Source organism: Sphaerimonospora sp. CA-214678 (assembly GCF_050942215.1).
Classification (GTDB): domain Bacteria; phylum Actinomycetota; class Actinomycetes; order Streptosporangiales; family Streptosporangiaceae; genus Sphaerimonospora.
Window position 1 is genome coordinate 1,366,203 of sequence record NZ_CP192056.1, and the last position, 20,131, is coordinate 1,386,333.

The following is a 20,131-nucleotide window of genomic DNA, read 5'->3' on the forward strand; positions in this document are numbered from 1 at the left end:
CGGTTGTTTTCGTCTCGGTGAGGGGGTGTCCGTCGTGGCTGTTCCGTTGTCTGAGCCGGTCTTGCCGGGTGGGTCGCCGGTGCCGTGTCTGCCGGTCGTGTCGCCGGGGGATGTCCCGGTTCCTGCTCCTGCTTCTTCCACTGTTGGTGCCGATGCCGATGCCGATGCCGGTGCCGGGTGTGGTGGGGGCGGGGTCGGGAGTGGGGTGTGGGCGGGGTGGCTGGATGGTGGGGGCGGGGTGCCGGTGCCGCTGCCGGAGGGGATGGCCCGGGCGGTGCCGGGGGCGGAGCTGGCGGTGGTGCTGGCCGGGGTGGATGCGTGCCAGGTGTCGGGGTTCGACACGGTGGAGGTGTTGAAGGCGGCCTACCGGCAGGTGTGTCATGCCCGGGCCTGGTTTTTGGCGGTGTTGCTGGAGGTGGGGCTGCGCGAGCAGGGGTCGGGCCAGGAGGTGCGCCGGGTTCAGGTGCCCGATGAGTTCGCTCCTGATGAGGCGCGGGCGGCGCTGGTGTGGTCGCGCCGCCGTTCCGATAACGCTTTCGAGCTGGCCTGGAATGTGCATCGGCGGTTGCCGGTGCTGGGGGAGGCGATGCTGGCGGGGGTGCTGGATGAGCCGCGGGCGGTGGCGTTCGTCCGCTGGACGGCGGGGCTGACCGATGAGCAGGCCGGGCAGGTGTGCGCCCGGCTGGTGGGGCAGGCGCCGGGCTGGACGGTCGGGGAGCTGATCGAGCGGATCCAGCGGATGGTGCTGGCGATCGATCCGTTGTGGGCGCAGAAACGGTATGCCGAGGCGGTGCGGCGGCGCCGGGTGGTGGGGACGCGCAACGGCGACGGCACGGCGAGCGTGTCGGGGCTGGACCTGCCCCTGGATCGGGCCGTGGCCGGGTGCGAGCGGATCGATGTGCTGGCACGGGCGTGCAAGCGCGCCGGAGATCGGCGGCCGATCGATCACATCCGGGCGGATCTGTTCCTGGGATCGCTGGACGGCTCGTTCGCGAGACTGAGCGATGAAGAGATCGTCGCTCATGTCCGCGCGCATCCCTTCATCGACCCCGACCCTGATCCCGGCCCCGGCCCCGGTCGTGATCCCGGCCCCGGCCCCGGTCGTGATCCCGGTCCCGGTCCTGATTCCGGCTCTGGCCCTGGTTCTGATGCTGGTCCTGGTCCCGCTTTCGGATCTCATCCCGACTCCGGTCCCGGCCCCGGTCCCGGCCTTGGCTCCGGCCCCGGTCCCGGCCTTGGCCCCGGATCCGGTCCTGGTTCCGACCCCGCTGCTGGGGCCGGCCCTGGCTTTGATCCTGGTCCCGCTCCTGGGCCTGATCCCATGCCCGGTGCCGGTGCCGATTGTCGTGCTGATTTCGGCCGTGGCCAAGGTCCCGACCGTGATGCTGATTTCGGCGGTGGTCCCGCTTCCGGTGCTGGGGTCGGCCCTGATCCTGGCTGTGACCCTGGTGCTCGTCCTGCTTGCTGTCCCGTTCCCGAGCGTGGCATCGATCCTGACGCCGGTTCCGGTGTCGGTTCCGGTGTCGGCTCCGGTGTGGGTGAGGGCCCTGACGGTGGTCACGATCCCGTTCCCAGCCCTGGTCCTGGCTGTGATCCCGGTCGCGGTCGCGGGTGTGTTCCCGGCGCTGGGACCGGTGATGAACCCGAGAGTGATGGTGTGGGTGGGGGCGGTCGCCGGGGTGGCCGTGTCCGTGATGGTGGTGGTCGTGGCAGCGGCGGCGACGGTGGGGGCGACGGTGGGGGCGTGCTGGGCGTGGCCGGGCTCATCGTGGGGGCCGGGCCGGGCGGGGAGGAGCCGGTGCGGGCGGGCCGGGGGCGGGCGGTCGGTGAGATCCGTGTCGGGGTGATGACTCTGCTGGGACTCGATGAGCATCCCGCTCAGGTGCCCGGCTGGGGATTCGTGCACGCGGACCTGGCCCGTCGGATCGTGGCCGGGATGCTGTCGGGGGAGTGGCGGTTCGCCGTGTGCGGTGACGACGGCCGGCTGTTGCACGCCGGGATCACCCGCCGCCGCGCGCGACCGGTCATCTCCTCTCCGGGTGCGGCCTGTCCCGCAGTTGACGTTCACCCGGCCGGTGACGCCTGCCCGGCCGGGGATGTGCCTTCGCGTGATACGCGCCGGGGCGGGATCGTGGAACTGCAGATCTCCTGGGCGCGTCTGTGTGAACTGACGCGCCGGCCCGCCGGCGCGGACGCCTGGTCGAAGCTCCTGGCCGATCTGTTCCGGCAGGCCCGCCGCCATCTGGGACACGGCGGATCCGGCTGGGGTGAGGGCCGCGGGCTCGCCGGTGATCCAGGCAGTGGTGATCCCGGTGGTCGCGGTGATCCAGGTGGTCGCGGTGATTCATGCGGTGGTGGGGCCGGTCGCGGCGACCCAGGCAGTGGTGATCCAAGAAGTGGTGATCCAGGTGGTCGCGGTGATTCATGCGGTGGTGGGGCCGGTCGCGGTGATTCAGATCGTGGTGAGGTCGGGCGGCGGCGGGCTGATGCCGTCTTGCGGCGTTATGTCCAAATCCGTGGCCGGGTGTGTTCCTGGCCCGGTTGCCGCGTGCCTGCGACCAAGACCGACCAGGACCACATCGTGGACTGGTCCCTGGCCGGCCCCACCTGTGCGGACAATCTGGAGCTGGCCTGCCGGCACGACCATCGCGCCAAGCACGAGGGCGGCTGGCGGGTGACCAGGCCCGAGCCGGGTCTCACCATCTGGACCAGCCCGCTCGGGCATGTCTACCCGGTCCGGCTCCCTCCGATCATGGTCCCTCTGCCCGATCCGCAGCCGCGGAACTGGCCCGAGGCGCCTCCCGGCCGCCTGCCACAGGACACCGAGCCGATCATGGCCGATGAGGTTCCGGCGGAAGGTTCGGTATTGAGACCGGGATCGGTGAGCGGGGAATCACCGGGGCGTGACTCTCCGGACAGCGAAGGTTCCGACGCCCTTGGCGCCCGGCCCTTTCTCTGTCCCGACCACGACATCCCTCCTTTTTGACCGCCTTGCGACGCAGTAGTGCGTAACCACGCCAGTTCAGCGGCAAGCGGTCCAGGTGTGGGATCTCAAGCTGAATGAGCTGGGCACTCCTTGTGCTGACGACCTGGAATATGCCGATGACGACTGACCAAGCCAGATCTTTCACATTTAATCGGGCAGGGCGGGAGCGCACTCCCGTGCGTCAGGTCATCGCACCAGGTCGGCGCACCTGTCGGGGGTGGTACGGCCTGGTACGCCGACAGGAGTACGGCGGGTCGGCGACCGAGCCGGGGCTGGCATGCTCGGAGATTTCCGTACAGATTCTGACATTGTGAGTCATGTTGGAGTGATCGATGTTGTGATGGTGGTGGACGCAGTGATGGAAGAAGACGTGGTGGATGCTGCGGAGGCCGGTGCTGGGGCGGCGAAGGTCGTGGAGGCGGATCCGGAAGCGGATACTCTGGAGGTCGTGGGATGAGAAGTGCCGTGGTCGCGTCGCTGGGGCTGGTCACGCTCATCGGCCCGGTGACCCCGCCGGCATCGGTCTCGCCGGTGCCGGTCTCGCCGGCCCAGCGGAAGCCGGACCTTAAGAAGCCGGTGGCGGAGGGCTACGGCGGGGCGGTGGCGACGGTGGACCTCGACGCAAGCAGGGCGGCGCTGAAGGTGCTCGGTCAGGGCGGTAACGCGATGGACGCCGCCGTGGCCGCGGCGGCGACACTCGGCGTTACCGAGGCGTACTCGGCGGGCCTCGCGGGCGGTGGCTTCATCGTCTACTACGACGCCCGCACCAGGAGCGTCGCCACGATCGACGGCCGGGAGACCGCGCCGCGGGCGATGACCGCCACGACGTTCGAGGGCGTCCCGTTCGACGAGGCGGTGACCAGTGGTCTGTCCGTCGGGGTGCCGGGCAGCGTCGCGCAGTGGGATCTCGCGCTGCGCCGGTTCGGCACGATGCCGCTCCGGCGGGCCCTGCGTCCGGCGATCGAGACCGCGGAGAGGGGCTTCGTCGTCGACCGGACGTTTCACGACCAGACCGCGCAGAACGCGGATCGCTTCAAGGACTTCACCTCGACCGCCGCCCTTTTCCTGCCGGGGGGCCGTCCACCGGCCGTCGGGTCGGTCTTCCGTAATCCCGACCTCGCCAGGACGTACCGCGAACTGGGCCGGCGCGGGCCGGACTGGCTGTACGGTGGGGCACTCGGCAGGGAGATCGTGGCCGCGGTCCGGCGGCCGCCGGTGACTCCGGGCTCCACCAGGCTCGTCCGTCCCGGTCTGATGGAGACGGCCGACCTTGCGGCCTACCGTGCGATCGAGAGGCCGCCAACGAAGGTCACCTACAGGGGCCTCGACGTGTACGGCATGGCGCCGCCGTCGTCGGGCGGATCGACGGTCGGGGAGGCGCTGAACATCCTGGCCGCGCTGCCGGACGCCGAGTCCCGGGGCCGGAAGTCGCGGGTCCAGGGACTGCACCGATATCTGGAGGCGTCTCGGCTCGCGTTCGCCGACCGCAACGCGTTCGTGGGTGACCCCGCCCATGTGGACGTGCCGCTGGACGGGTTGCTGTCCGAGGTCTACGGCAAGGAGCGAGCCTGCCTGATCGGGCCGGTCGCGATGCCGCACCCGGCCACGCCGGGTTCACCGGGCTCGTTCGGCTCCCTCACCGCCTGCCCGGCGTCGCCGTCAGCCACGTCGCCGTCTTCCGTACAGTCGCCTCCCACACAGTCGTCTCCCGCACCATCCCGGGGCTCCTCATCCATCGAGGGGAAGTCTGGTGAGGAGACGTCTGCTGAGCAGATGTCTGGTGAGGAGAAGGCAGAGGGGCCCGAGACGACCCATCTCGTGGTCGCCGACAGATGGGGCAACGTGGCGGCGTACAACATCACGATCGAGCAGACGGGCGGCAGCGGCATCGTGGTGCCCGGCCGCGGATTCCTGCTCAACAACGAGCTGACCGACTTCACCTTCGGTCCCGCGCCCGGCGACCCCAACCTGCCGGCGCCGGGCAAACGTCCCCGCTCGTCGATGGCGCCCACGATCGTGCTCGAGGACGGCAGGCCGCTACTGGCGGTCGGGTCGCCAGGCGGCTCGACGATCATCACGACCGTGCTCCAGATCCTGGTCGGCCGGTTCGACTTCGGCATGTCGCTGCCCCAGGCGATCGCTGCTCCCCGCGCTTCTCAGCGCAACACCGCCACGACGCAGGCCGAGCCCGCTTTCGTCGAGAGGTACGGCACGGCGCTCGCCGTTCTCGGCCACACGCTCGCCCCGGTTCCAGGCCCGCCCTCCGGGGAGATCGGCGCGGCGACCGGGCTGGAGTTCCTCGACGGCGGGAGGATCCAGGCGGTGGCCGAGCCCTCCCGGCGCGGGGGCGGCAGCGCTCTCGTGCTCAGGACACGCTGAGTCGGCCGGCAGGCCTTGGATTCACTTGAAGACGCGGACGTGGTCCTTGAGACGCCGACGGGACGCCGACAGGTCCTTGAGACGTGGACGTGGTCTTTGAGACGCCGACGGGTCCTGAGACGCCGACGGGACGCCGACGGGACGCCGATGGGTCCTTGAGACACGACGGGTGCCGGCCGGCGCGCCGAGGGACACGAGGGCACGGCAAAGCCGCCGACGGGTGCGGTCGTCGGCGGCCGGTCTCCGGCGGTCGGTGCGGCTGGAGATCAGCTGAGCAGGAGGTATACCACCACGGCGAGCACCACCAGGAGCAGCACGGCGACGGCGATCCAAATCGGCAACCGGGACGGCTGCTCCCGCGCGGCCGCCGCGTCCTGCTGCTGTGCGAAGGCGCGGAACGCCTGAGTGTTTCCGGCCGGGTCAACGTGAGGGTCGGACATGTGCGCAACTCTAGCGACCACGGAAGCACGACGAAGCGATTTGTCGGATTTTCCGCCGTGTGCGGGACCGAGGCCATCGGCGGATAGCGTGTTATCCATGTTGCGTACCCTGTTCGCTCCCCGGCTGGTGGCCCTGCACCTGCTGGTGATCGGGGTGCTCGTGTCCTTCGCCATGCTCGGGCGCTGGCAGCTCGGCGTCTTCGAGGCATCGGGCAAACCTGTGCTCGCCGAGGATCCGGCCCCGGTCGCCGTCACCGAGCTGACCCAGGCGGGCCGGCACATCCCGGCGGATGTGGTGGGCAGGCAGGTCACCGCCACCGGCGCCTACGACGCATCCGGCCAGCTCCTGGTGGCCGACCGGGTGGCCGACGTGTCCGCCCCCGGGGGGCGGGCCGCCAAGGGCAGGGGATTCTGGCTGCTCACCCCGCTGCGGCTGGCTGACGGCACGCTCGTCGCCGTGGTACGCGGCTGGGTCTCCTCACCCGAGGACCCGGCGGTCGCCGTACCGGCGGGGGTCGTCACCGTCACCGGTCGGCTCCGCCCGGCCGAGCCGACCAACGCCGTGCAGCGATCGTCGCAGGCGCTGCCGGCGGGGCAGGTGGCCACCGTGTCCACCGGGGAGCTCATCAACGTGTGGACCGACGCTCCGCTGCGCGATGGCTTCATCGTCGCGACCGCACAGGAGCCGGCATCCCAGGCCGAGTACGTCGCCGTGCAGCCGCCGACCGAGGGCGTGGGCCTCACCTGGCGCAATCTCGCCTACGCGGTCCAATGGTGGGTGTTCGCACTCTTCGCGGTCTACATGTGGTTCCACTTCGTGCGCGACGACGTACGCGCCGCCCGTGCGGCACGCGCCGGTACCGCCCAGGAGACGACAGAGACATCGGTCACACCGGCGACACCGGCGACACCGGGGGACCGGGCGACACCGGCGGCGCCGGGGGGACCGGCGGACGGTGCGGATATCGTGTGATGAACGACTTCCAGCAGAGGTAATGATCAAGTGGCTTCCGCGCTCAAGTTCTACCGTGTGATGGCGTACATCGTCGGCGTGATGCTGCTCGCGCTCTGCGTGGCGATGGTCGCGAAGTACGGATTCGACAGCCCCACCGCGGTGATGATCGTGGGGCAGGCCCACGGCTTCCTGTACATGGTCTATCTGGTGGCGGCGTTCAACCTGGGGCTCAAGGCCCGGTGGAACTTCGGCTACCTGCTGCTCGTGCTGCTCTCGGGGACGATCCCGTTCCTGTCCTTCGTCATGGAGCGGAAGGCCACCGACCGCGTCCGCAAGCAGCTCGCGGCCGCGGCGGTGTAGTAGCGCCCCTCAGCTCTGCCCTCAAGTGCAGACCTTCAGCGCAGACCTTCAGCGCAGACCTTCAGCGCAGACCTTCAACACTGCTGTTCAACACTGCTGTTCAGTGTGCTCTTCAGCCGCCGATCTGGCGGCGGCGGATACGGCGAAGCCGCTTGCGCTGCGACTCGTCGAGCATGAAGTACGCGACGACCGGAGCGCCCAGCACGCCGAGCACGATCAGCCAGGTCAGGAGCGAGGGGATCGGCAGGAGGATGGCGAGCACGGCCACAATTCCCGCACCCACGTAGTACTTTCCGAGTGGCGACATCGTCCGGCCTTTCATGTTCTCTGCTGCGTCGCCAGGAGAACGTACGGACCCGTCGCCGAGTTCCGAGGCAGTGTCCGGTGCCATCCCGCACTGTCCGGTGCCGTCTCGGGAACCCTCATCCGAACACCCCTCATCCGAACACCCCCGGGCACGGCCTGCGGCCCCGGCCGGGCCGTGGCCGTGCCGCGCGGATGCCGCACACCTTTTCAGCCTTCGCCGGACTCGGACTTGCCCATCGCCTTGCGGATCACGTCACGCGCCCGGTCCATCATGGCGAGCGGCGGGCCGAGCAGGATGTTTCCGGTCGCGGACTCGGGGCCGCCCGGGTGCGGGTGAGTGGGAGCCATCGCCTCGGCGGCCTTGACCCCCACGGCCATCGCCCTGCGCTCGGCCTCGCTGGTCGCCGCCTTCAACTCGGCGAACTCATAGCGTTCCTCGGCGGCGGCGTGGGCGAACACCGCGGCCCGGAGCCGCTCCAGTTCCTGGGTGAACTGGGGCGTCATCACGTCCATGTCGTCGAGGCGGCTGAGCATCTCCTTCGCCTCTTCCTCCTCCTGCAGGCGACTGTCGACGATCGCGTCGCCGCCGACCAGCTTGCGCCGCGCATAGGGGTGGACGATCTCCTCCTCGGCCGTCTCGTGTACGGCGAGCAGGCGGACGAGTCGGCTGAACGCCTCCTTCCGCTCTTCTCCCCGGCACCTGTCGACCTCGTCGAACAGATCCCTGATGAAGGAATGCTGTCGGAGCAGAAGATCGATGACGTCGTTCTCCCGCATCGTTTCCGGCCTGGTCTGGCGGTCCATCGGGCGCCTCCTCCCTGGTCGTGTTCGGGGTCTCCGGTCATATTCGGGCTACCCCTAACCAGGGACCGAAACGCCCACCCATGCCTGCGGATTTCGTACGATCGGCCACCTCAGACGGGATGCACCAGATCTTCACAGAACGACACGACGGGTCTGCACAAGGCCGTCCTACGATTCCGGCATGGTCACTCCGCAGCAGCGCCGAGTCCTCGTGGTCGAGGACGACGAGACGATCGCCAGAGCCGTACGGGAGCGCCTGGTGGCCGAGGGTTTCGAGGTGCTGGTCGCGAACGACGGAGCGGGGGCGCTCGCGACCTATGCCCGGGCCCATCCCGATGTCGTGATCCTCGACCGGCTGCTGCCCGGCCTTGACGGGCTGGAGGTCTGCCGCCGGATGCAGGCCGCCCGTCCGGTCCCGGTGCTCATGCTGACCGCCCTCGGCGAGGAGACCGATGTGCTCGTCGGCCTGGGGGTGGGGGCCGACGACTACATCACCAAGCCGTTCAGCATGCGCGAACTCGTGGCACGCATCCGCGCGCTGCTGCGACGGGTGGAGCGGGCCGGCCTGCTGGCCCGGGGAGACGGGGTGATCCGAGTCGGCGCCGTTGAGATCAACACGGCGGAGCGGCGGGTCTTCGTACACGGCGTCGAGGCGCAGCTCACGCGGACCGAGTTCGACCTGCTCCGGCGGATGGCGGAGCGCCCGGGTCAGGTGTTCGAGCGGGAACGGCTGCTGTCCGACATCTGGGGCTTCTCCGAGGCGGCCGCGACCAGGACCGTCGACAGCCATGTACGCGCGCTGCGCCGCAAGCTCGGCCCCGAGGTCGTCCGTACGGTGCACGGTGTCGGATATGCGCTCTCCCGTACGTGAGCGGGGATGCGGGCGATGAGGCCGCTGGACTTCCTCGGCCGGATCAAGGTCAAGCTCGGCATCGTCATCGTGCTCGCCGTGGTGACGGCGTTCGTGGTGAACGAGGTCGGCATCGATTACGGCCTGTCGCGGGACATCAGGATCGCCATCGCCGTGGTGCTCGCACTGATCATGGTGCAGCTGCTCGCCCGGGGCATGACCAGGCCGCTGCGCGAGATGGCCGCCGCCACGCAGACGATCGCCAAGGGCAGGTACGGCATGCGCGTGTCGGCGACGTCCAGGGACGAGGTGGGGGAGCTGGCCCGCGCGTTCAACGCGATGGCGGCGGACCTCGGCGAGGTGGACCGGCAGCGGCGTGAGCTGGTGGCCAACGTCAGCCATGAGCTGCGGACTCCGATCACCGGGTTGCAGGCGGTGCTGGAGAACGTCGTGGACGGCGTCTCACCGCCCGATCTGGACACGCTCGGTACGGCGCTGGCCCAGACGCAGCGGCTCGGCCGTCTCGTGACCCAGCTGCTGGATCTGTCGCGGCTCGACTCCGGTGCTCGGCTGATCGAGCCCGAGCCGATCGACCTCGCCTCGTTGTGCCGTCAGGCCACCCTGGAGGCGGGATTCTGCCGCGACGAGGTCACGGTAATGAGCGAGGTCCGGCCGGGGCTGACCGTGCGCGCCGACCCCGACCTGCTCGCGCAGGTCCTCGCCAACCTGCTCGACAACGCCGTACGGCACAGCCCGGCGGAGGGGACGGTGCGGCTGGAGGCGCGTCTCACCGGGCCGGGACTGGAGATCGCCGTGACCGATGCGGGCCCCGGCATCCCGCCCGAGGACCGGACGCGGATCTTCGAGCGTTTCTCCCGGCTCGACCCGGGCCGGACGGCCGACTCGGGCGGCGCCGGTCTCGGGCTCGCCATCACCAAGGAGATCGTCGAACTGCACGGCGGCTCGATCATGGCGGCCGATCCGGTGGCGGTCGGCCGTCGGACACCGCGGGGTTGCCGGATGGTCGTCACGCTTCCGGCCGCGTCGGTGGTGCTGGGCGGGGCGCCCATACCGGACCGCGTGAGCGAGCCGGCCGCCGCTGCCGCCGTCTCCCGGCCCGTGAGCGGGCTCGAACCCGGGCCCTCCGCCCAGGTGGAGGAGACCGGGATGCCCGGCAGTGGGGTGCCCGACACGGCGGCGCCCGACACAGGGGTGCTCGACACAGGGGCGCTTGATACCGGGGTGTCCGACACAGGGGTGTCCGACACAGGGGTGTCCGACACGGCGGCGCCCGACACCGGCCCGGCCGAGGGGGCCGCGCCCTATCCCGGCGGATTCGAGGCGGGCAGGTTCGAGCTCCAAGGCGGGGCGATCGGCGCCGCGGAGCGGCGTCGGGCCGCGGCGGTGACGGCGAGGGCGGCGCTCGGCGCGGGGATCGGCATGTTCGTCGGCTTCGGCATCGGGCTGTTCATCGCGCTCTTCCTGCAGCTCTTCCTGGGCGGAGCTGCCGGGCCCATCACGATGTTGCTGCTGTCCTGCGCCGGCGCCGTGATCGGGGCGGCCACGGGATCGTCGTCCGGCGTGAAGCAGCGCACCGCCCCCGCCTTCCGCTCTGCCTCCGGTTCCACAGGTGACCCCTCCACAGGCGACCCCTCCATGGGCCGCTCCGTTTCCGAAAGCGACTCCTCCACCGTCCGCTCCGCCTCAACCGTCCGTTCCGTCTCCCGCTACGACACGGGCGGGAAATCCCTCGACACGACCGACACGAGAGGGGATCACCGGCTCATGCAACCGGTTCAACCCGTACGGCCCGTGCGATCCGCGCACCCCGACTACGTTCCGCCGCCGCTGTTCCCCAGGCCGGAGTTGCCGGACGCGCCGAGGTGGCTGCTCCCCGTCGTGGGCGGGGTCGGTCTCACCGCAGCGGTGGCCGTGCCGTACGCCCCGCTGGGGCTGGGGCTGGTGCTGACGGCGGTCGCCCTCGGCGGGGCCGCGCTCCCGATCGTGCTACGCCGCCGGCGGGAGCGCCTCACGCCGTGGACGGTCGCCTTCGGCCTGCTGGCGTACGCCCTGGTGGCGGTGGCGCTGTTCCGCGACGCCGACTGGCTGGTCGGGCCGATGCTGCTCGCCGGGTTCGCAGTCGCGGCGCTCGCGCTGTCGGGCGGCGGGGCGAACTGGCTGGGGGTGATCAAGGGGGGTCTGTCGGTCGTCGTCGCGCTGTTTCCGCTGCCGTGGTTCCTGTCGGGGCCGATCCGGCGGCTGCTGCGCCACCGGAGGATGCTGCCGGTGGTGGTGAGCGTGATCGTCACCACGGTCCTGCTCGGCGTGTTCGGGCTGCTGTTCATGTCGGCCGACGCGGTGTTCTCGGCTTTCATGTCCGACCTGCTCAGGACTCCCGAATGGGCGGAGAACCTGCCTTACCGGGTTTTCGTGTTCGCGGTCTTCGCGGCGCTCGCCGCGGCGGCCGTCCTGGTCGCGCTCCGGCCGGTGGCCGAGCCGGACAGCCCCGACCTGAAGATCAACGTTGGCAGGACGCTGTGGGTGATCCCCCTGTTCGGGCTCAACCTGCTGTTCGCCTCGTTCGTGACCGTTCAGGTCACCGTGTTGTTCGGGGGCAACAGGCGGGTGCTGTCGACGGCCGGTCTGACCTATGCGGAGTACGCCAGGTCGGGGTTCTTCGAACTCGTCACGGTCAGTGTCTTCGTGCTGGGCATCGTGGCGGCGGGTGCCCTGCTGCTCCGGCTGGGCGGCCGAGGGGACCGGTGGGCCCTCGCCGTGCTGCTCGGGCTGCTGTGCGCGTTCACGCTGGTCATCCTGGCGTCGGCGGTGCACCGCCTCGACCTCTACATCGACGCCTACGGACTGTCTCGGCTCCGGGCGCTGGTCGAGGCCACGATCTGGTGGCTCGCCGCGGTGTTCGTGCTCGTCCTGGTCGCGGGTGCCGTACGGCTGTCGCGGCGCGGCGCGGGCTGGTTCCCCCGGAGCCTGGTGCTGCTCACCGGGGCCGCGATGCTCCTCTTCGCGATCTGGAATCCGGATGCGAAGGTGGCGGAGAGCCAGTTGGTCGTGCGCGGCGTCGACCGCCTCGATCACCGCTATCTGGGCGACCTGGGGGCCGAGGCCGTACCGGTCCTGGACCGGTTGCCCGAGCCGGACCGTAGCTGCGTGCTGCACCAGGTGGTCGCCCGCAACGGCCTGTCTCATCCGGACCCGTGGAACGGCTGGAACCTCGCCCGGGAACAGGCTCGCGACGTGCTCGAACGGCGACCGCTGCGCCCCGCCGTCGCCCCCGGGGGCTTCGCCTGTCCCGACCGCTGATCCGGTGGTCCCGCGGGCCGTAATGGTCCTGCCCGTGACGGGACGGCTTGACCGGTCCAGTACGATCCAGCGAGGTGGCCGTGTCGGCCGGTCGCCGAAGAGGGGACGACGATGAGGGGGACGAGGTGAGTTTCGCGGGCCGCCTCGAGCACCCTGAGGTCGTCATCGACTGGAGCACCCGCGGCTTCCTGTGGCCCGACGGCGCGGCGACGGCGGAGTTCGCCGCCGTGGGGCGTTCGCTGTTCCGCGGCTCGTTCACCTGGCCGGTCATGGTGGCCAAAAGGCCGGCGCTGGAGCACAATCTCGCCGCGCTGGCCCGGTTCGCCGCTGAGCACGGTCTCGCTCTCGCGCCACATGGCAAGACCACGATGTCGCCCGAGCTCTTCCAGGCCCAGCTCGACGCCGGCGCGTGGGGGATCACCGTGGCGACGGCGGCACAGGTGCAGGCCTGCCGGAGGTTCGGCGTGCCGCGGGTGCTGCTCGCCAACGAGATCTTCGACATGGCGGCGCTGCGCCTGCTGGCACGGGAGATCGAGCACTTCGAGTTCCTCTGTTACGTGGACTCCGCCGACGGCGTGCGGACTCTCGACGAGGCCGCCGGCGAGGTGCCGTTCCGGGTGCTGGTCGAGCTCGGCCACGAGGGCGGCCGGACGGGCTGCCGGGGCATCGCCGCGCTGCTGGAGGTGGCCGAGGCCGTGCGCGACGCACGCGGAGTCGAGCTCGCCGGGGTCGCCTGCTACGAGGGCACCCAGCCGGGGGCTGACGGCGTGCGCGCCTTCCTGCGGGAGTTCCGCCAGGCGGCCGAGGCGGTGGCGCCGTACGTGACGGGCCGGATGGTGGTCTCCGCTGGGGGAAGCGCCTGGTTCGACCTCGTCGCCGCCGAGCTGAAGCCGCTGACCCGGCCGCAGGCCGAGTCGGGGCTGGACGCGCTCGCCATTCTCAGAAGCGGCGCCTACATCGCCCACGACGACGGCTTCTACCGGGAGCACACGCCGTACAACCGGATAGGGCCGCCCACCGGAGCGGAGCCCGGACTGCGGCCCGCGCTGGAGGTGTGGGCGCAGGTGCTCTCGGTGCCCGAGCCGGGCCTGGCCTTCGTCGGGATGGGCAAGCGGGACGTTCCCTACGACCTGGGACTTCCGGTCGCCCGTGCCGTACGGCGCGGCCCAGCCCGGCCTGATTCCGCCGGATCTGATTCCGCCGGATCTGATTCGGGCGGACCTGGTTCGGGCGGAACTGATTCTGCCGGGCCGGATCCGGGTTCGCTCAAGGTCGTCACGGTCTGGGACCAGCACGCCCAGGTGGTGTGGGACGGCGGGGGCGGGGCAGCGGAGGGCCTGCGGCCGGGGGATCTGATCGCCTTCGGCGTGTCGCATCCGTGCACCGCCTTCGACAAGTGGCGGGTCATCCCGGTGGTCGACGACGATTACGTCGTGGTCGACGTGATCTCCACATACTTCTGATCCTCCGAGCCTTCCCGAGGAGCGGTGAGCATGGACGGCGCGTTGTACGCCTTCGTCGAGGACTTCCGAGACGAGGGCGTTGACCGGCTGCTGGACCGCGTCGTCGCGTACGGCCTGCGGGGGGTGACCGTGGCGGCGGCCTCACGGCAGGCGCGTGACGTCACCCCGCACGGGGCGTCCCGGCTCACGCTGCGCGGGGACGGGGTGCACTTCCCTCCGCCGGAGGACCTGTTCGCCGGGCTGCGGCTCGTCCCGCCCGTCCAGCCGGGGGCCGGGGACCGGCCGCTCGCCGAGCTGCGCCGGGCCTGCGACGAGCGGGGGCTCAAGCTGACCGGCTGGACGGTGTTCCTGCACAACGCCACGCTGGGCCTGGCCGATCTCGACGTCACCGTGCGGAACTGCTTCGGCGACCGGGGCTCGCCGGCCGACCTGTGCCCCTCCCATCCCGACGTCCGGTCGTACGCCGTCGCGCTCGCCCGCGCGGTGGCCCGTCAGGGGGTGGACTCGGTCGTCGCCGAGGCGCTGCACTTCGGCACGTTCACGCGCGGATGCCGTCACGAACGCTGCTTCGTCGATCTCGGGCCGATGGACGCGTTCCTGTTCGGCCTGTGCTTCTGCCACCACTGCATGCGCCGGGCGACCGATCTCGGCGTCAAGGCCGAGGTGGCCAGGGAGGAGTGCGGCAGGATCGTCGCGGGCGTGCTGGACGGAGACCCGCCGGCCGAGGGCGAGGTCACCCGGGCCGCCCTCACGGCGTACGCCGGGCCGGAGGTCGTGGCCTATGCCAGGGCGCGATCGGAGAGCGTCACTTCGCTGGTCGCCGAGGTGTCCGCGGCCGTGGCCGGGGAGGGCGCCGAGCTGACGTTCCTGGACGCCACCGGGGCCTGGAAGGGATATGCCGACGGGCTGCCCCCGGCCGGGCTCGCCGCCCACGACGCCTGGCAGCTCGGGGTGGACCTGGTGGCCCTGGGCGACCTCGTGCCGTCGTTCGCCATGCCCGCCTACGCCAGGGATCCGCAGCGGGTGGCCGACGACATCGCGGCCTTCCGCCGATCGATCGGCAAGAACCCGGAGCTGCGCGCGGTGCTGCGTCCCGGCGTCCCGGACACCGACTCGGCGGAGCACCTGGCCGCCAAGGTCCGGGCGGCCGAGGAGGCGGGGGCCGACGCCGTCGACTTCTATGCGTACGGCCTGGCCCCCCTCAGCGCACTCGACCGCATCCATCATCTGCGAAACGATCGAACCTGAGGCTCTGATCACCTGCTCAGGCCGCTGCCTTGGGAGACCACCGCTCGGGGGAGAACCACTGCTCGGGGGAGAGCACACGTTGTGTGTACAAGCCGCCGATTCCCGGCCAGGCGGCGAGCTGAGGTGCTTCCGAGAGAGGCGATCAGCTCGTGCTCCGAAGAACCGACGCCGTCGCCGCGGTTGGGGTGGTGCTGAGCGGCCGTCTCGTCGGTGCCGTCCGGATCACCCCGGAGTCGCGTCCGCAGGCGTGCTGAGGAGAGGCTCGGACAGCCTCATACGTCGTGGCCGGAGCCCTATTTGAACCCGAGCTTCTGCGACAACTCGCGGGTGTGTTCCAGGAGCAGTTTGGCGTGCGACTCGGTCTGGTTGCGAAACCGCTCCAGCGGGCCACAGACGGAGATCACACCCACCGGCTCGCCGAGGTGGTTGAACACGGGCGCGGCGACCGATGCCGAGCCGGGCTGGCGTTCACCCAGCGACCGTGCGTATCCGCGCTTGCGGATCGTGGCGAGTTCAGAGCGGAGCGCCTTGGCGTCGGTGATGGTCTGCTCGGTGATGGCGTCCAGGGTGTGGTCGCGGAGGTAGACCTCCTGCTCCTCCTGCGGGAGGAAAGCCAGGAACGCCTTCGAAGAGCTTCCAGCGTGCAGCGGATATGCCTCGCCTATCGCGACCGTCATCTTCACCTCGCGAGGCGGGGTCACCTGGTCGATGTAGATGCGCTGGTCGGCTCGTCGGATCGACAGGGTGGCGGTCTCTTGGGTGCCACGGGACAGAGTCTGGAGAAACGGACGAGCGCGATCGCGCAGGTCCTGCCGCGACAGATACGCGAGACCGAGAGCCAAAGCCGATGGGCCGAGCAGATATCGGCGAGATTCCGGGTCGATCTCGATGAAGTCCGAGGCTCGCAGCGATGTGAGAACCCTGTGCACAACCGCCTTCGAAAGCCCCAACTCGTTGGCGATCTCTGTCACACCGAGGGAGGCCTGATGGCTTTCCGCAAAGAGCCGCAGGATGCTGGTGGTGCGCTCGACGGCACCGATGGTTTTCGATGCCGTCTCAAGTGGATTGGTCATGCGCTTTCCTCCAAGCACTGCGCCTCACGGCTCGGTCGTGATCGCTGACGCTGAATCTTACCCGGCTACCGTCCGTCTGTACGCCGAAGTAGATGGCCCATTGTACCGCTCAGCGGAACGCTGTTGCTAAGCTGTCGGCGACCCGGTTACCTTCAGGGTGGAAGGCTTCGCGAAGTCTCCCCGTCGCCCGTCGAAGCTAAGAGGAGCTCATGAGCACCTACGATCTGGTGATCCGTGACGTTCGAGTCGTCCGGCATGACCGTGACGATGCTTCCGTGTCTGATATCGGTATCGCGGGCGGTAAGATCACCGCGGTCGGCCCCGATCTCGACCCGCGGGCGGCGACCCGGGTCGTCGAAGGTCGTGGACGCCTGGCGTTTCCCGGGGTGGTCGACGCGCATCAGCACTGGGGCATCTACAACACGCTCGACGCCGACACCGTCAAGGAATCGCGGGCCGGCGCGCAGGGCGGGGTGACCACCGCGTTGACCTACATGCGCACCGGGCAGTACTACCTCAATCGCAGTGGCCCCTACGCGGAGTTCCTGCCGGAGGTGTTGCGGCTGTCCGAGGGGCGCTCGCACATCGACTACTCCTTCCACCTCGCTCCGATGATGTCCGCGCACATCGACGAGATCCCGAGCATAATCAGCGACTACGGCATCACGTCATTCAAAATCTTCATGTTCTATGGCGGTTTCGGTTTGCACGGGGCATCCGACGACCAGTCCAAGTTCCTCATGACTCCGCCGGATGAGCGTTACGACATCGGCCACTTCGAGTTCGTCATGCGGGGAATCCAGAGGGCCCGGGAGCAGTTCCCCGACATGGCCGACGAAATCTCGCTCTCGCTGCACTGCGAGACCCCTGAGATCATGCGGGCCTACACGAAGATGCTGGACGAGGCCGGTCAGCTGAAAGGCCTGAAGGGTTACAGTGAGTCGCGGCCTCCGCACTCCGAGGGCCTCGCGGTCTCAATCGCTTCCTATCTCGCGCATGCCACCGGCCTGCCCACGATCAATCTGCTCCACCTCACATCGGCCAAGGCCCTGGAAGCGGCGATGCTCATGGCCAAGACGTTCCCGCACGTCGACTTCCGTCGCGAGGTGACGGTGGGCCACCTGCTCGCTTCCTACGAGACAGCGGCGAACCTGGGCGGCAAGGTCAACCCGCCGCTGCGCAGCCCGGAGGACGTCGAGGTGCTCTGGGAGCACATGCTCGCCGGCGACATCGACTGGGTGTGCTCCGACCACGCCTGCTGCAAGGAGGAGATGAAGTTCGATGCGGGCGCGCCGGACGACATCCGCCTGGTCAAGTCCGGCTTCGGCGGCGCCGAATACCTGCTGCCCGGTCTGATCACCGAAGGCGGGGCTCGCGGGCTGTCCAACGCCCGGATCGCGGCGTGCACAGCGGCCAACCCGGCGCGGCGGTTCGGCCTGCACACCAAGGGTGTGCTCGACGTGGGCTACGACGCCGACGTCGTCCTGGTCGACGACGATGCCTCGTGGACGGTGCGTGCGGAAGACTCCGAGTCGGCGCAGGAATACACCCCGTTCGAAGGCTTCCAGATGACCGCCAGGGTCGATGACGTCTTCCTGCGCGGTGAGCAGATCCTCGACGGCGGCAAGGTCGTCGGTGAGCCGCGCGGCCAGATGCTCCGCCGTCCTACGACACGCTAGCGGCCGATTCCGGCTCGGTACGCCCCTGATCGGGCCCGCCTTCGCGCGCCGGGCGCCGATGCACTCCATCGGGGTGGAGCGATGACCCGCACCTCATCGCTCCACCGCTCAGCGTCCGCCGCGAGCATCCTCCGGCGATGCCTGTTCACACGTGCCTCCGGTAATTCGGAGCGGGGTGGCGAACAGCGCACGTGGACCCATGCGAAGGTCTCGTTATGGCACAATAGAAACAAGGTTCCGCACATCGGAACAACTGGATGGCCTTTGCAGGTAGAGGAGCGCGTCATCACTACTACGGCGAGTCCGGGCACAGTTGGATCGGGCGGCCCCCTGGCTGGGATCCGGGTGCTGGACGTTTCCACGATCCTCGCCGGCCCGTTGGCGGCCCAGGTGCTCGGCGACTTCGGTGCTGATGTCATCAAGGTCGAGCATCCGTCACGTGGCGACGGCATGCGGGGCCACGGGCTGGACAAGGACGGTCAGGGCCTGTGGTGGAAGATGATCGCGCGCAACAAGCGCACGATCGGGCTGTATCTCGGCGATCCGGACGGTGCGGAGATCTTCCGGAGTCTGGCCGCGTCGGCGGACGTCATCGTGGAGAACTTCCGCCCCGGCACGCTCGAACGCTGGGGTCTGGGCTATGACGTGCTCAGCGCGGGCAATCCCGGCCTCATTCTCCTGCGGGTGACGGGGTTCGGACAGGAGGGCCCGTACGCCGCACGGCCGGCGTTCGGCACGCTGGTGGAGTCGATGAGCGGGTTCGCGCACCTGACCGGCCAGCCGGACGGTCCACCGACGCTGCCGGCGTTCGGACTGGCGGACTCCATCGCCGGCATCGCCGGCGCGGCGGCGGTGTCGATGGCGCTGTATCACCGAGACGCGCGCGGTGGAATGGGCCAGGAGATCGACCTGGACCTGCTCACGCCCATGATGACCGCGGTCGGGCCGGGGGTGATCTACGCCGACCAGCTCGGTATCGACCAGCGACGGTCCGGAAACCGGTCGGTCAACAACGCCCCGCGCAACACCTATCTGACCAGGGACGGACACTGGGTGGCGATCTCGACCAGCGCCAATGCGATCGCGGAGCGAGTGATGGAGTTGGTCGGGGCACCCGAAGTGATCGACGAGCCCTGGTTCGCCACCGGTGGACAACGTGCCCGGCACGCGGACGAACTCGACGCGCTGGTCGGCGCCTGGATCGGGGAGCGCACCCGGGAGGAGGCGCTGGCGGAATTCGAGCGGGTGGGCGCGGCCATCGCTCCGATCTACAAGCCGAGCGAACTGCTCTCTGATCCGCAGGTGCAGGCCATGGACCTGATCACGACGGTGGACGACCCGGACCTCGGCCCGATGCGGATGCAGAACGTGATGTGGCGGATGGGCGAGACTCCGGGATCGATCCGCTCCACGGGGCGAGCGCTCGGCGCCGACACCGACGCCGTACTGACCGAGGCCGGGGTCGATCAGACGCGGCTGGACGCATTGCGAGAACGCGGAATCGTGCGATGACCGGCTCCGTCGGTCTGATCGTGCCGCCGGCGAATCCGACGGTCGAACGTGAGTTCCGGCACATGCTGACCGGCCTGGAGCTGCGCGTCGCGCTCCTTCCCGTCATCGACGGCACACTGCGGGAACGATTGAACGGCTACGCCGATCGGGTCGCCGAACCCGCCGGCGAGCTTCGGTCCGAAGAACTCGCCGCCGTGGTCATGGCGTGCACCGGCTGTTCCTACGGCCTCGGGGCGGACGGGGACCGCCGGCTCGGTGAGGCGGCGGCCCGATCGGCCGACGTTCCGGTCATCACGGCGGCCGGCGCGGTCGCCCGGGTTCTGGACCGGCTCGACATCGATTCGCTCACCCTGGTCTCGCCGTACCCGCAGTGGCTGACCGACCAGGCGTCCGAGTTCTGGACCAGGGCGGGTGCGGCCGTCAGGGCGGTCGTGCCGATCCCCGGCACCGGAGAGATCTACGATCTCACCTCGGACGAGGTCCTCACCGCACTGGACTCCGTCCTTTCCCGCCGGTCGGCCGAACCCGGGCACGCGGTGCTGGTCACGGGGACCGGCGCACCCACCGTCGAGGCGCTCGACCTGCGTGCGCACGACGCCCCCGTGCCGATCCTCTCCTCCAACCTCGCTGGTGCCTGGAACGCACTCGACGTGATGGGCGAGCTCGACCTGGCGCGGGACTCCGCGAGCCCCGCGCTGCGCCACTTGACCCGTACGATCCGATCCCGTCGGCCGATCGCCGGCGGTGTGAGCTCCTGA

At 69.9% G+C, this 20,131-nt stretch carries 17 protein-coding genes and 1 pseudogene; 14 read left to right on the top strand and 4 right to left on the bottom strand.

Annotation, left to right across the window (positions count from 1 at the left end; translation table 11 throughout):
• Positions 1-262: 262 nt before the first annotated feature.
• The 5 genes and pseudogenes from ACQP1K_RS06380 to ACQP1K_RS06400 form a co-directional block, all read left to right on the top strand.
• Positions 263-901, top strand: a pseudogene (locus tag ACQP1K_RS06380) (DUF222 domain-containing protein); the annotation flags it as partial.
• A 121-nt stretch (positions 902-1,022) separates the two neighbouring features.
• Entirely contained in the window at positions 1,023-1,847 is an 825-nt protein-coding gene (locus tag ACQP1K_RS06385; protein WP_433501685.1) for a hypothetical protein, read from the top strand.
• Positions 1,848-1,936: 89 nt separating this feature from the next.
• Positions 1,937-2,986, top strand: a complete 1,050-nt coding sequence (locus ACQP1K_RS06390; RefSeq protein ID WP_433501501.1) for an HNH endonuclease signature motif containing protein — start codon at positions 1,937-1,939, stop codon at positions 2,984-2,986.
• Positions 2,987-3,311: 325 nt separating this feature from the next.
• Positions 3,312-3,443 (top strand): hypothetical protein, encoded by a 132-nt coding sequence (locus ACQP1K_RS06395; protein ID WP_433499940.1) that lies wholly within the window; start codon positions 3,312-3,314, stop codon positions 3,441-3,443.
• The gene (locus ACQP1K_RS06400; protein WP_433499941.1) at positions 3,440-5,365 is read left to right on the top strand and encodes a gamma-glutamyltransferase family protein; all 1,926 of its coding nucleotides are present in this window, start codon (positions 3,440-3,442) and stop codon (positions 5,363-5,365) included. The genes ACQP1K_RS06395 and ACQP1K_RS06400 overlap by 4 nt, the downstream gene beginning before the upstream one ends.
• A gap of 266 nt (positions 5,366-5,631) precedes the next feature.
• Here ACQP1K_RS06400 and ACQP1K_RS06405 read toward each other — a convergent pair whose 3' ends face one another.
• Positions 5,632-5,805: a hypothetical protein gene (locus tag ACQP1K_RS06405; protein ID WP_433499942.1), complete on the bottom strand. Its 174-nt coding sequence runs from the start codon at positions 5,803-5,805 to the stop codon at positions 5,632-5,634.
• Between the two features lie 97 nt (positions 5,806-5,902).
• Between ACQP1K_RS06405 and ACQP1K_RS06410 the strand changes: the two genes are divergently transcribed.
• Together ACQP1K_RS06410 and ACQP1K_RS06415 are read left to right on the top strand one after the other, a co-directional pair.
• Entirely contained in the window at positions 5,903-6,778 is an 876-nt protein-coding gene (locus ACQP1K_RS06410; protein ID WP_433499943.1) for an SURF1 family protein, read from the top strand.
• A gap of 30 nt (positions 6,779-6,808) precedes the next feature.
• Positions 6,809-7,120: a DUF3817 domain-containing protein gene (locus tag ACQP1K_RS06415; protein WP_433499944.1), complete on the top strand. Its 312-nt coding sequence runs from the start codon at positions 6,809-6,811 to the stop codon at positions 7,118-7,120.
• Between the two features lie 112 nt (positions 7,121-7,232).
• Here the strand turns inward: ACQP1K_RS06415 and ACQP1K_RS06420 are convergent, their stop codons facing one another.
• Both ACQP1K_RS06420 and ACQP1K_RS06425 read right to left on the bottom strand, forming a co-directional pair.
• Positions 7,233-7,427: a hypothetical protein gene (locus ACQP1K_RS06420; RefSeq protein ID WP_055477928.1), complete on the bottom strand. Its 195-nt coding sequence runs from the start codon at positions 7,425-7,427 to the stop codon at positions 7,233-7,235.
• Between the two features lie 206 nt (positions 7,428-7,633).
• Positions 7,634-8,230 carry a hemerythrin domain-containing protein gene (locus ACQP1K_RS06425; protein WP_433499945.1) on the bottom strand — a complete coding sequence of 199 codons (597 nt, stop codon included), beginning with the start codon at positions 8,228-8,230 and terminating at the stop codon, positions 7,634-7,636.
• A 181-nt stretch (positions 8,231-8,411) separates the two neighbouring features.
• Between ACQP1K_RS06425 and ACQP1K_RS06430 the strand changes: the two genes are divergently transcribed.
• From ACQP1K_RS06430 to ACQP1K_RS06445, 4 genes are all read left to right on the top strand, one after another.
• Complete coding sequence (locus ACQP1K_RS06430; RefSeq protein ID WP_433499946.1) at positions 8,412-9,101, top strand: response regulator; 690 nt, start codon at positions 8,412-8,414, stop codon at positions 9,099-9,101.
• A gap of 15 nt (positions 9,102-9,116) precedes the next feature.
• Positions 9,117-12,398 carry a DUF4153 domain-containing protein gene (locus tag ACQP1K_RS06435; RefSeq protein WP_433499947.1) on the top strand — a complete coding sequence of 1,094 codons (3,282 nt, stop codon included), beginning with the start codon at positions 9,117-9,119 and terminating at the stop codon, positions 12,396-12,398.
• A 125-nt stretch (positions 12,399-12,523) separates the two neighbouring features.
• Complete coding sequence (locus ACQP1K_RS06440) at positions 12,524-13,861, top strand: alanine racemase (protein ID WP_433499948.1); 1,338 nt, start codon at positions 12,524-12,526, stop codon at positions 13,859-13,861.
• Between the two features lie 30 nt (positions 13,862-13,891).
• Positions 13,892-15,109 (top strand): hypothetical protein, encoded by a 1,218-nt coding sequence (locus ACQP1K_RS06445; RefSeq protein WP_433499949.1) that lies wholly within the window; start codon positions 13,892-13,894, stop codon positions 15,107-15,109.
• A gap of 293 nt (positions 15,110-15,402) precedes the next feature.
• On the opposite strand, the gene ACQP1K_RS06450 is transcribed toward ACQP1K_RS06445, so the two are convergent.
• A complete protein-coding gene (locus ACQP1K_RS06450) occupies positions 15,403-16,182 on the bottom strand; it encodes an IclR family transcriptional regulator (protein WP_433499950.1) in 780 nt (259 codons plus the stop codon).
• Positions 16,183-16,457: 275 nt separating this feature from the next.
• Between ACQP1K_RS06450 and ACQP1K_RS06455 the strand changes: the two genes are divergently transcribed.
• The 3 genes from ACQP1K_RS06455 (at position 16,458) to ACQP1K_RS06465 (ending at position 20,131) form a co-directional block, all read left to right on the top strand.
• Positions 16,458-17,861 carry a dihydroorotase gene (locus tag ACQP1K_RS06455; RefSeq protein ID WP_433499951.1) on the top strand — a complete coding sequence of 468 codons (1,404 nt, stop codon included), beginning with the start codon at positions 16,458-16,460 and terminating at the stop codon, positions 17,859-17,861.
• A gap of 264 nt (positions 17,862-18,125) precedes the next feature.
• On the top strand, positions 18,126-19,373 hold the full coding sequence (locus ACQP1K_RS06460; protein ID WP_433499952.1) for a CaiB/BaiF CoA transferase family protein: 1,248 nt from the start codon (positions 18,126-18,128) through the stop codon (positions 19,371-19,373).
• Positions 19,370-20,131: a maleate cis-trans isomerase family protein gene (locus ACQP1K_RS06465; RefSeq protein WP_433499953.1), complete on the top strand. Its 762-nt coding sequence runs from the start codon at positions 19,370-19,372 to the stop codon at positions 20,129-20,131. Before ACQP1K_RS06460 ends, ACQP1K_RS06465 begins: the two co-directional genes overlap by 4 nt.